9 protein-coding genes and 2 pseudogenes are annotated in these 12,621 nt (G+C 32.9%); 10 read left to right on the forward strand and 1 reads right to left on the reverse strand.

Features of this window, described 5'->3' with window-relative positions:
• Positions 1 to 82 precede the first annotated feature (82 nt).
• The 10 genes and pseudogenes from N7U66_RS09285 to N7U66_RS09330 all read left to right on the forward strand — a co-directional run bounded on the left by N7U66_RS09285 (position 83) and on the right by N7U66_RS09330 (position 11,536).
• A complete protein-coding gene (locus N7U66_RS09285; RefSeq protein ID WP_267678261.1) occupies positions 83 to 1,483 on the forward strand; it encodes a CHAT domain-containing protein in 1,401 nt (466 codons plus the stop codon).
• 20 nt (positions 1,484 to 1,503) lie between these two features.
• Positions 1,504 to 2,072: pseudogene (locus N7U66_RS09290) on the forward strand (CHAT domain-containing protein).
• A gap of 408 nt (positions 2,073 to 2,480) precedes the next feature.
• Positions 2,481 to 2,840, forward strand: a complete 360-nt coding sequence (locus N7U66_RS09295) for a hypothetical protein (protein WP_267678263.1) — start codon at positions 2,481 to 2,483, stop codon at positions 2,838 to 2,840.
• An 80-nt stretch (positions 2,841 to 2,920) separates the two neighbouring features.
• Positions 2,921 to 5,521 carry a CHAT domain-containing protein gene (locus N7U66_RS09300; protein ID WP_267678264.1) on the forward strand — a complete coding sequence of 867 codons (2,601 nt, stop codon included), beginning with the start codon at positions 2,921 to 2,923 and terminating at the stop codon, positions 5,519 to 5,521.
• Between the two features lie 41 nt (positions 5,522 to 5,562).
• Entirely contained in the window at positions 5,563 to 7,179 is a 1,617-nt protein-coding gene (locus N7U66_RS09305; RefSeq protein ID WP_267678265.1) for a vitamin K epoxide reductase family protein, read from the forward strand.
• A gap of 174 nt (positions 7,180 to 7,353) precedes the next feature.
• On the forward strand, positions 7,354 to 7,545 hold the full coding sequence (locus tag N7U66_RS09310) for a hypothetical protein (RefSeq protein WP_267678266.1): 192 nt from the start codon (positions 7,354 to 7,356) through the stop codon (positions 7,543 to 7,545).
• A 209-nt stretch (positions 7,546 to 7,754) separates the two neighbouring features.
• A complete protein-coding gene (locus N7U66_RS09315; protein ID WP_267678267.1) occupies positions 7,755 to 8,000 on the forward strand; it encodes a hypothetical protein in 246 nt (81 codons plus the stop codon).
• Positions 8,001 to 8,054: 54 nt separating this feature from the next.
• Positions 8,055 to 10,246: pseudogene (locus N7U66_RS09320) on the forward strand (peptidase domain-containing ABC transporter).
• Complete coding sequence (locus N7U66_RS09325; RefSeq protein WP_267678269.1) at positions 10,246 to 11,370, forward strand: HlyD family secretion protein; 1,125 nt, start codon at positions 10,246 to 10,248, stop codon at positions 11,368 to 11,370. The pseudogene N7U66_RS09320 and the gene N7U66_RS09325 overlap by 1 nt, the downstream one beginning before the upstream one ends.
• 22 nt (positions 11,371 to 11,392) lie before the next feature.
• Positions 11,393 to 11,536, forward strand: a complete 144-nt coding sequence (locus tag N7U66_RS09330) for a hypothetical protein (protein ID WP_267678270.1) — start codon at positions 11,393 to 11,395, stop codon at positions 11,534 to 11,536.
• A 137-nt stretch (positions 11,537 to 11,673) separates the two neighbouring features.
• Here N7U66_RS09330 and N7U66_RS09335 read toward each other — a convergent pair whose 3' ends face one another.
• Positions 11,674 to 12,372: a hypothetical protein gene (locus N7U66_RS09335; protein ID WP_267678271.1), complete on the reverse strand. Its 699-nt coding sequence runs from the start codon at positions 12,370 to 12,372 to the stop codon at positions 11,674 to 11,676.
• Positions 12,373 to 12,621: the final 249 nt, after the last annotated feature.

Below are 12,621 nucleotides of genomic sequence, written 5' to 3' on the forward strand. Positions count from 1 at the left end.
CCTTATAAAAAAAATAGACTCATTAGATAATATTACTCAATTTAGTAACCATAATAACTATCAACGCTACAGCGAATATGGTTTGTTTTATAAAAACGAATTGAACTATGATTTTAAAAAAAGCCAAGAGTACTTTACGAAATTTCTAAAAAAAGCCACTGCAGATAAAAACTCTGAAATGATTTTTAAAGCTTCTAATAACTTGGCTGTATTATACAATATTGAAAAAAAGGATAGTGCGTTGTATTATATCACAAATGGTATAAAATATGCTAAAGAGGACTTGACACTTGCAAGGCTATATGTTAATAAAGCTGAATATTATTTTAATAAAAATGATACGGGTAATGCCATAAAAACATTGCAATCTGCATTACAATTAACACTCCCTACCAAAACAGACAGTGCGATAACGTTTTCACCAAGCTTTAAAACACTCACGGCTTCTAAACATCCATCGCTTTCAACACTAGCTTTAAAAAATAAAGCAAAATACATTTTAGAAGATAACGAATTATCAAAAAATCAAGAATTACTGCAACTGGCTTATCAAAGCATTTCCTTAGCAGATCGAATGATTGATTTTATAAGAATCGAAAGCTTAGAGAACGACTCTAAACTGCTGCGGCAAGAAGCAGCATCAAACATCTATATGCTAGGGGTAAAAGCGTGTTATAAATTAAATAAACCTAATGAGGCCTTCTATTTTATAGAAAAAAATAGGGCACTGCTGCTACTTGAGAATATTAAAAACAAAACAAATTCAAGCCTTCCTGCAGCTATTTTACAGCAAGAACAAGAGTACAAAAAACGCATCTATGCGCTAGAAAACCAACTTAATCTTACTGAAAGCAGTGCACTTAAAAACGAGTACCATAGCCTAAAAATTGACTATAACAACTTTATAAAATCCTTAGAAGTAAGTTATCCTGCATATTATAATGCCAAACAAAACATTCACGTTGAAAACATAGCCTCTATTAAAGAGGTCTTAGACGACCACACCACCATTTTAGAATATATTATAAATAAAGAGCACGGTTTCCTTTTAATAATAACTAAAGATAACACCAGGTTATTAGACTTAGGTGACACCAAAAATTTGGAAACCAAAATTAATGAGTATTTAAAACGTATCCGTCACCCTTTAAAAACTTCTGAAGAACTTGAAAACTATAACAAAACCGCTCATTATCTTTACAACACATTATTACCGATAAAAGACCCCACGATACTAAAAAATAAATTAGTCATCATCCCGGACTACACCCTTCAAAATTTACCTTTTGAAAGCCTAAAAAATAATGACAAATACCTCATTGAAGACTTTGAAATCTCCTATGCCTATTCTTTGACCTTCTTAAATTCTAATAAGAGCATAAAGCGAGAGGCCCCACAGTCATTTATAGGTTTTGCGCCGAGTCATTTAATTACGATCATTTACAAACCTTGCCTCGCAGTAAGATTGAAACTACTACTATAGGTAATCAATTAGATGGTTTGGTGCTATTAGACGACTCGGCTACCAAAGAGCATTTCTTTTCTAAAGCTAAGGATTACAAAATCATTCATTTATCTACTCACGCGAATGCCAACGACTCCATTGCGCCTTGGATTGCTTTCAAAAATGAAAAACTATACTTAAACGAACTCTATACCACAAAAAATCAAGCCGAGCTGGTCATGTTGAACGCGTGTAACAGTTCTTTAGGAGAGATGAATGCCGGTGAAGGCGTCTTTAGTTTGGCTAGAGGCTTCTTTTATTCGGAGCCAATAGTGTTGTGTCCTCACTATGGAATGTTAACGATAAGTCTAATTCAGAAATCACCACCAACTTTTATCGCTATCTTAAAGAGGGCAAGACTAAAAGCGCGGCGTTACGACAAGCCAAGTTAGACTACATCCATACCCGCTCACTAAGCGATGTCTCTCCGTATTACTGGTCTTCATTAATTTTAATTGGTGATGCTACGTCCATTTATCCTCAATACACCTTGATGTATTGCATAACTTTCAGTATAATATTTTTGATACTTTTATTTTTTTTAATAAAAAAAACTCAAAAATCGTGAGTAACAACGCTTAGACTTATGAAAAAAAGAAAATCGAATAGTAAAAGAAACTTACTTTTTTGTGAAAATGAAATTAACATCTCCCAATTCATCTTTATTTTGCCTAACAACCTATTTTACATTTGGAAAACAGTTTTTGTAAATACAGAAAAGCTGTTCGGGTCTCTAAATGTAATTAGGCTTTAAGTCAGATTGGTATTTCATCAAATAGTGTAATATAATTTTATATTTGACGGGTAACAAATATAATTATTTCGATACATAAATATAGAAACCTATAAATAATAACTATGATAACAACAAGAAAAACAATTTTAGCATTAGGATTATGCTTCTCATTATTTTACAATTGCTCGAATGACAACTCTTTCATTGAAGAAGAAAAAAGACTCCTAGAAGACACATCCATTGTATCGGCTAACAGACCGAGATGGATGGCAAATTCCAATAGATCCAATTGAAGAAGAAGAAGACTATACAATTCAAACAATAAAGTATATAGTGACCTATGATTATGGAGCTACTGAAACACAAAAAGCAACAACAAGGGCAAGTTGGGCTGATTGTGTAGGCCTTATAAGATATATAACCGTCTCAGAGTACCGTGAAATATGGACTTTAGATAGTGCTATTTATTATAGCACCACAGTAACGTGCCCAGCCTTACCTTCAGGAGTACCTATAGGAGGAACTAAAGATATCGCAATTAATGATGACACAGATATTACTACTTTTGATATATGTAGTAGTATTGGGGGCTGTAATTAATAAGACTAAAATTTAGGATATTGAAAAAAATAGTGATCTACTTTATTTTTTTATTTTTTTGCAACTCTTTTGCACAACAATTGAATAATACAACATTGAATTCTTATGACAGTTTATTAAGGGTTTTGTACAATCAGAATAAATTAACTGAATATGCCAACCTTGCACATGATGCTTCGTATGAATACTATTTTAAAAAGGACTATCCTAAAGCTATTAAATATGCTCTAGAAGAAGTAAAATACAAAAAACACCTTAGCGTTGAAAAGCAAAAAAACAGCCTATTTAATTTAGGGCTGTTTTTTTTTAAAAATGAAGAGTATTCGAAATCCATAGATACCTACAATCTCGTCACTGATAGTTTCAGCGTTGATGAAAAAACTTACCGGGCCTATTGTGAAAACGCGAAAAATTATCAAAAATTAGGAGATTATTATCATGCCAAAAATTATTTTAGAAAAGGATTGGCACGCCCCGAACAGATAAGCACAAAAAGGCTCCCTCTTATTTATTTAAACAACATAACCCTAAATCAAGTTATTGAAAGTAAAGAAACCTTAAAGGAAAATGCCATTCTTTTAAATAAAGTAGATTCTCTGAGTAATATTATTACTTTAAAGCCTGGTGACTACTATTCATTACTTAATGAATATGGTATATATTACAGTTCTCCTAGTCCAACTTACAATTTTGAAAAAAGCAAATATTATCACTTAAAAGCATTGAAAACATCCATTGGAAACAATGACTCTTTGCGAATAGTTGCCTCTTCAAACAATATTGCTAAATTATTAAATTTAGAAAAAAAAGATAGTGCACTTTATTACATAAATAAGGCCATAACTTTCGCAAAAAAAGAGGACACTAATCTTGCGAAACTATATTTAAATCGAGCCGACTTCTTTAATAATAAAAATAAGTTACACGAAGCCTTAAAGAGTTTAAACACTGCCTTACAATTAACACTACCCAGTGAAATAGACACGTCATACACCTCTACCCCTGACTTGAAACTTTTAAAACTATCTAATAATAAGATACTCACTATTCTTATTTTAAAAGAGAAAGCCCGTTATATTCTTGAGAATGTTACGCATTCAAAAAATAAAGAACTGCTCAACATTGCTTACAAAAATATCATAGTTATAGATAAACTATTAGACATTGTGAGATTAGAGAGTTCAGAAAAAGAATCTAAACTATTTTGGCAAAAAGAAGCGTCTCAAGTCTATGCACTTGGCGTAGATGCTTGTTATAAATTAGAAAAACCAAATACTGCTTTTTATTTCATAGAGAAAAACAAAGCGCTCCTGCTATTAGAAAATATTGTTAAAAACAACACTCAAAATAGATCAGTGGTACCTGTAAGCGTGTTACAAAAAGATTTAGATTTCAAAAAGAGAATATATGCTCTAGAAAATAAAATGAGTATCAGCAGTAATACCTTGTTACAAGACAAATATTACAGTTTAAAAATAAAATATAGAGCTTTTGTTAAAACATTAGAGAAAGTATACCCTGGGCATTATAAATTAAGTCAACCTTTAGATCTTATAAATCTTAAGACAGTGAAAAATAATTTAACAGATGGCAGAGTCATTCTTGAATATATATTAGGAGAAAAGAATAGTTATGTTTTATTTATTTCTAAAGAAAAAACGCTTTTAAAGAAACTTAGTACAAATGAACCTCTAGGTTTAAGCATAAATAAATACTTAAAATTAATATCCAAACCGTTTAATAATAATTTTGACCTTGAAGAATGTCGAGCTACCTCCAAAAATCTTTACGCTACATTATTCCCTTTTGAAATAGATTCAATTTTAAAAAAGAATGACCAATTATTAATAATTCCTGATCAAACACTCCAAAACTTACCCTTTGAAAGTTTAAACAAAGATCACAAATACCTCATTGAAGATTTTGAAATCTCCTATGCCTATTCTTTAACCTTCTTGAATTCTAATAAGAGCATAAAGCGGGATGCCCCACATTCATTTATAGGTTTTGCCCCGGAGTCCTTTAATTACGATCATTTACAAACCTTGCCTCGCAGTAAGATTGAAACTACTACTATAGGCAATCAATTAGATGGCTTGGTGCTATTAGACGACTCGGCTACCAAAGAGCATTTCTTTTCTAAAGCTAAGGATTACAAAATCATTCATTTATCTACTCACGCGAATGCCAACGACTCCATTGCGCCTTGGATTGCTTTTAAAAACGAAAAACTATACTTAAACGAACTCTATACCACAAAAAACCAAGCCGAGCTAGTCGTGTTGAACGCGTGCAACAGTTCTTTAGGAGAGATGAATGCCGGTGAAGGCGTCTTTAGTTTGGCTAGAGGCTTCTTTTATTCCGGAGCCAATAGTGTTGTGTCTTCACTATGGAATGTTAACGATAAGTCTAATTCAGAAATCACCACCAACTTTTATCGCTATCTTAAAGAGGGAAAGACTAAAAGCTCCTCACTTAGACAAGCAAAATTAGACTACATCCATACCCACTCACTAAGCGATGTCTCTCCGTATTACTGGTCTTCTTTGATTTTAATTGGAGATGCTACGGCCATATACACATCATACAATGTCTTATTTTACATAGCTTTAGCGCTTCTTTTTATAGCAATCCTATTTTTTATAATAAAAAAAATAAAATTCGTGGGTAACAACTCTTAGACTTCAGGAACAATTAAGAAAATAACCAATTCTTAATTATTTTGAAAGACACTTTATCCTTTTTAGTACAATCGCTTCTTCAAAACAATAAAATAAACGTTGATAGCAAAGAATTAGACTTTCAAATACGAAGTCATCCATCCTATCCCAGTTTACACGCTATAACAGGCGTTCTAAACCATTTTGATATTGAGAATGCAGCCATTAAAGTTCCTGTAACTGAAGCTATTTTATCTCAACTTCCAAAAACTTTTATAGCACAAATCAAAATTGATACCGAGTTTCATTTCGCATTTGTAATCAATAAGGGCTTACAGTATAAAATCATTGTGAGTAATAAAAAAAACAAAACAGTGTCATTACAAACTTTTCTAGATCAATTTACGGGTATTGTAGTTGGGGTTGAAAAAGATGAGACGGAGACAAAAGAGAAACCATATACCAAAAACCTGCAACCATTATTATTTGGTATTGCTACGACTTTATTTGTCCTTCTATTTTTTATGTCTAATCCAAGTTTAATGGCGTCCATTCACTTTGTGTTATCATTAATAGGTGTTGGAATAAGCTATTTAATCATTCAGCACGATTTAGGATTAAGCTCTAAAATTATAGATACTTTTTGCTCCCAAGAAAGTAAAACCACTAATTGTAATGCGGTTTTAAATTCAAAAGGCGCAACGCTATATAAGAATGTAAAACTGAGTGATGTTAGTCTTGTCTATTTCATATCACTTAGTTTTGCCTCGCTTTTATTAAGCTTAACAAACAACTCTTTAAGCTCCTTATATCTAATAGGCTTAGCGGGCTTACCGGTAGTTTTGTATTCTATATACTATCAAGTTAACATTTCAAAAAACTGGTGTGTCTTGTGCTTAGGCGTAGCATCTGTTTTAACCCTTCAAGCGTCGCTTTTTTTCATTTTCAACTTCCATTTTTCAATATTAAATCTTAAATCGAGCCTACTCGTTGTTCTTCCTGTTATTACAACAGCTTCCATTTGGCTATTCATCAATACAAAATTAAAACAAGAGCAAGCTTTTGAAAAACTAAAAATAAAATCCAGCAAGTTTAAAAGAAACTTTAAGGTGTTCAACACCCTTTTGCAACAATCTGAAACCGTGGATACCGTATTAACTACTATTCCCGAAATCGTATTAGGAAACAAGAATGCACCATTAAATATTACAATTATAACCAATCCTTTTTGCGGCCATTGTAAAGGCGTACATAATATCCTTGAGTCGATTTTAAAGCAATATCATACTTTATTTAATGCTACGGTAAGATTCAATATAAACACTAGTAATTTAGAAAGTGATGGCGTATTGGTATCTAGTAAACTCCTAGAACTATTCCATACAAAAGGTGAACAAAAGTGTTTAGAAGCCATGCATGACATTTATAATAAAGGCAACGCAAAATCTTGGCTAACCAAATGGGGGACAGCCGACAATGCTGAAATCTATGCAGACATACTACAAGGCGAATACGAATGGTGTTTTGAGAAGAACATAAATTTCACACCGGAAATCTTAATTAATGGTAAATCATTCCCTAAAGCCTATGATAGAAGTGATTTAAAATATTTTATTGAGGATTTAAGCGAGGCCTGTAGCGTAAACACACAGCCATATCAACTACAAAATACTATATAAAAACAGCAACCCTTTATTAAAAGGGCTTTGCATTTTGCAACCTTATTCTCTCGCGAGGAAGAGACACAAACCGTGAGTGTCTTTAACTGTTCACGGCAAATTAAATTATCAACTATTTTAATTATGAAAAATTTTAAAAATTTAGGACATGCTTTATCAAAAGCTGAGCAAAAAATGATTTACGGAGGAATACCTGATGGCACTTGGTTACCACCAGGTGGCGACGATGGACCTCAACCACTTTGCACTGTTCACTCACAATGTCCTGCAGGTCAGTGTTGTGGCTATTATGACAATAAATGCCACCCTTACACAAATAATGAAGGATTGTGTGATGGTAGACCTGAAGCATTTGGCAGCTTATAAGCTATAAAGTCAAAACCCATTAATGGTTCTTCAAAATGACTTTGAAGAGCCATTAATTTAAAACCAAAAGAACCCCTATATACATCATTAAATCGGCCGCCGTTATACCAAAGGTCGCGTTTTTGATGCCAATTATCTCAAGAAAAACAGACACAGCCTGTGAGTGTCTATAAATGTTCACTGGTAATACCATTTACAAATATTTTATTATGAAAAATTTAAAAAACTTAGGACAAGCTTTATCTAAAGCGGAACAAAAAACCATTCAAGGTGGTTATATTTTTACTCCAGCCGCAAATACTGGATACGTAAGCACTTTTGGAGGTTCAAATTATGTCGACGAATGCCAAAGCGCAGACGATTGCCCAATGAAAGAAAATCGAGATGGTTCTTTAATGACACCGAGTTGCAGAACTACAATCGATGGACTTAAATGCCATTATGTTGCTTTTTAATTTAACAATTGCCAAAGAAGAAATTTTTTCTTTGGCAATTATTACAAAAATAATTTGAAAAAATTCCCAACATACAAGCAAACCGAATCCAAAGATTGCGGCCCTACTTGCTTAAAAATTATTGCCAAACATTATGGAAAAAGCTTGTCAATTTCACAACTTAGAACCATAAGTGAAACCACAAGAGAAGGCAGTAGTTTGCTTAATTTAAGTAATGCAAGCGAAACTATTGGCTTTAGGTCATTAGGTGTGAAATTGAATTTAAAAGAACTTGAGAAAGTTCCTCTACCTACTGTTCTACATTGGAATAAGGACCATTATGTTGTACTATATAAAATAAAAAAAGACGTTTTTTATATTTCAGATCCCGGCTTTGGGTTATTGGAATATAAAAAAGACGACTTTCTTAAGTTCGGATAGGACAGAATGCCAAAGAAACAACTCAAGAAGGCATTGCCTTATTATTAGATACTACTCCAGCATTTTACACGAATGCATTGGAAGAGGGTGAAAAAATTGAATTTAATTTCACATACCTATCAAAATACATAATAAAATACAAGAAGTTTATTATTCAACTCTGCATTGGCCTACTTGCCGCGAGTTTGCTGCAGCTAGTGGTTCCTTTTTTAACACAGAGTATTGTTGATGTTGGTATTAATAATCAAGATCTAAATTTCATCTACTTAATACTCTTTGCTCAAATCTCTTTATTTCTTGGTAGAACCGGTATAGAAATTATTAGAAGTTGGATATTATTACATGTTAGTACGCGAATAAATATCTCATTGATCTCAGACTTTTTTATAAAGTTAATGAAATTACCTATCTCCTATTTCGATACTAAAATGACAGGAGACATCATGCAACGCATCAACGACCACAGTCGTATTGAAAGGATTTTAACCACGTCTTCACTAAGTGTCCTTTTTTCTATGGTGAACTTCATCGTCTTTAGTTTTGTTTTAGCGTATTACAACCTACAGATTTTTGCTGTATTTCTCATAGGTAGTGTCCTTTATTTTTTCCGGATTAAAATTTTTCTTAAAAAGAGAGCGGCATTAGACTACAAAAGGTTTTCTGCTTCCAGTCAAGAACAAAGTAAAGTAATAGAGCTTATCAATGGCATGCAAGACATTAAATTACACAATGCCGAAAAGCAAAAGCGTTGGGCTTGGGAACATACACAAGCAAAACTATTTAAAGTATCTGTTAAAAGTTTAGGCTTAGAACAAGCTCAAGGTGTGGGGTCTTCTTTCATCAATGAACTTAAAAATATTCTTATTACTGTACTTTCTGCTAAATTAGTCATTGACGGAGAAATCACCTTAGGGATGATGTTAGCAATTTCTTACATCGTTGGCCAATTAAACTCCCCTGTACAACAACTTATTGGCTTTGTTAGAGAATTACAGGATGCTAGAATTTCACTGGATCGTTTAGGAGAAATTCACAATATGGATGACGAGGAATTAGAACCACAAAACAAAGTTCATGACATTCCTTCAAACGCAAATATTGAAATCAAAAACCTTTACTTTAATTACACCGGTTCAGATACTGATGTATTAAAAGATTTAAGCTTACTAATTCCTGCCAATAAAACAACAGCTATTGTAGGAACCAGTGGCAGTGGTAAAACAACATTACTAAAATTATTATTAAAATTTTATGCTCCTAGAAACGGAGAAATACACTTAGACACTATCGCTTTTGAACACTTATCACAAACCACTTGGCGTGATAATTATGGTGTGGTGATGCAGGAAGGCTTCATTTTTAATGATTCCATTGCTAATAATATAGCCATTGGAGAAGACACTATAGATAAACAAAAATTAGCACATGCCATAGAAGTCGCAAATATTAAGAACTATATAGAATCTTTGCCGCTTTCATACAACACCAAAATAGGTTCAGAGGGTGTGGGATTAAGTACGGGTCAAAAACAACGCCTATTAATTGCCGGAGCCGTTTATAAAAACCCTAAATATCTCTTTTTTGATGAAGCAACCAGCGCTCTAGACGCTAATAACGAAAAGGTAATCATGGAAAATCTAGACACCTTTTTTAAAGATAGAACCGTGGTTGTTGTTGCACATCGATTAAGTACGGTGAAAAACGCACATCAAATCGTGGTTTTAGATCAAGGACAAATAGTTGAAATAGGAAATCACGACACCTTAGTCGCAAAAAAAGGCAATTATTATAATCCGGTTAAAAACCAACTAGAACTCGGAAGCTAATGTCAAAAAAACTAGAAGAAATAGAATTAAGAAGTGAGCAGGTACAAGATATTTTATCCTATGTCCCGCATTGGATGATACGCTATGGTAATCTAGTGTTTTTACTATTAATTGTACTATTTCTAGCCTTATCGTTTTTTATTAAATATCCGGATGTTATTAGTGCACAAGCCCTAGTAACCACTAAAATCCCTCCTCAAAAAGAGTATGCTAAAATAACCAGTCGCATTCAGGCCATATTAGTTAAAGACAATGCTATAGTCACTCCAAATACACCTTTAGCCATTTTAGAGAACACTGCCAATTATAAAGACGTGTTTTTGCTTAAGAGCATCTTAGATACCATTAGACCAAACACGCAAGCGTTTTACTTCCCAATTAATGACATCCCACTATTGTTTTTAGGCAACATAGATAATGATTTTGCCATTTTTGAAAACAATTATATCCAATATGTATTAAATAAAGAATTACAACCCTTTTCTAACGAAGCTTTAGCCAACAAAACAACACTCTCTGAATTGCACACAAGGTTAGCCAATTCTAAATCGCAATTAGAAATCAATCGTGCTGAACTGGCCTATAAAAAGAACAAATTAGAACGAAACAAAACGCTTTATAAAAAAGGAATCATCGCCAAATTGGAGTATGAAAACAATGAGATAGAATATGCGCAAGCCCAGCGAAATTTTAAGAGTTTCGAGGCTTCCATTTCACAAATACGGGAATCTATAAGTAATGCGAATACCACAAGAAAAGGCAATAAAATTAATAATACCCGGGAAGAAATCAAACTTTTAAAAAATGTTTTACAATCCTTCAATCAATTAAAAATTGCAATAAAAGATTGGGAAAATACCCACGTGCTCTCCTCTAAATTAAATGGAAAAGTCTCTTTTATGAATTTTAAAACTGTGAATGAAACGGTTACCGCTGGTGATCTGGTGTTTACCATCATCCCCAATAAAAATTTGGACTATATCGCGAAATTAAAAACGCCAATTTTAAACTCAGGAAAATTAAAAACAGGCCGGAAAGTAAATATAAGCATAGAAAACTATCCGGAAACTGAATTTGGTTTTTTAACGGGAACTATTAATAAAATCTCCGCCATTCCGAGATGACAAAGGCTTTTATTTAATTGATGTGGAACTCCCAAAACATTTAATAACCTCCTATAATAAAGAAATAAAATTTAAACAAGAAATGCGCGGCAATGCCGAAGTCATTACTGAAGACTTAAGGTTGGCAGAACGTTTCTTTTATCAAATTAAAGACATCTTTAAATAGTAAAAACATGCTCTCGCGAGGATATGATAGACGCATGCTAGATAAGCATAGTAGCGGTCTAATTTTTAGATAACTATATCTAGTATAAAAAAACCTCGCAAATGCGAGGTTTTTAATTGTGTATAAACCACAAGTTCTTATTTCTTCCTGTCGTCTGCTACTTTATCTAATTTTTTAATTTCTTCATTGTACTCTTCAATGGCATCATCTGTATCTCCATCGTCTTGCATCTCTTCGTTATACTCTTCATTCGCTTTACGGTTTATCTTAACGTACTTATCGAACGTTTCATTAATCTCCTCAACTAAATCGGCATACGCTTCATTAATCTCTTCCATATTTTCAATAACTTCTTTTTCTTTGGCATTTTTTTCTTTTAAGAATTCATTGTATTCTTTTTCCAGGTCCTTAATGTCTTCAGAAATTTCTTCAGTCATCATCCATTCCGGTCGCGTTGTTTTTACGGCCGCTATGGTTTTTGCAAGACTTGTCAAGGTAGATTTCATGGTCATCATATCTGCCCCTTCCAACTTTTTCATTTCTATAGATAGGCTATTAAAACCGTCCCAGCCACTAATTTGCAAGGCTTTTACTTCATTATCCATGGAGCGTACATAAGAAATTCCGTTTATTGTTGTTCTATTATTAGCCACCATTTCTCTTTCTAATCGCGCCGTTTTCTCGGCTTCGATAGAGTCTTTTCTCATTTCAGCTTTTAGTTCCATTTCCGCTTGTTGTGCTTCTGCCTCGGCTTTTTTAGAGGCTTCATCCACACAAGAGGACACCGCTAAACCTAAAAAAATTAACATGCCAAGTGTATATTTTAAATTTTTCATATCAGGTTATTGTATTTGTTAGATTGGGTCAAATATATTATTTATTAGTAATGATTTAATCATTTAAATATTTAATTAATCTTAATACTATGTATTATTATCGTATTATTATTAAATACATTTAACATCATGAATTAAATATGTTAAAAAGTATGCGTTTTACGCATTACCACCATTACGCTTTAAACATGCTAATGCCTTGTTTCCACATTCATATTCAATAAAAAAAGTCTTGTTTTTCTCTGTAGC

It is taken from the genome of Lacinutrix neustonica (assembly GCF_026625145.1).
GTDB classification, from domain to species: domain Bacteria; phylum Bacteroidota; class Bacteroidia; order Flavobacteriales; family Flavobacteriaceae; genus Lacinutrix; species Lacinutrix neustonica.

Bases quoted from the DNA above. Each gene is read 5' to 3' on its own strand.
- N7U66_RS09315 (WP_267678267.1), top strand. From the start codon at position 7,755: ATGAAAAATTTAAAAAACTTAGGACAAGCTTTATCTAAAGCGGAACAA.
- N7U66_RS09335 (WP_267678271.1), bottom strand. From the start codon at position 12,372: ATGAAAAATTTAAAATATACACTTGGCATGTTAATTTTTTTAGGTTTA.
- N7U66_RS09325 (WP_267678269.1), top strand. From the start codon at position 10,246: ATGTCAAAAAAACTAGAAGAAATAGAATTAAGAAGTGAGCAGGTACAA.
- N7U66_RS09310 (WP_267678266.1), top strand. From the start codon at position 7,354: ATGATTTACGGAGGAATACCTGATGGCACTTGGTTACCACCAGGTGGC.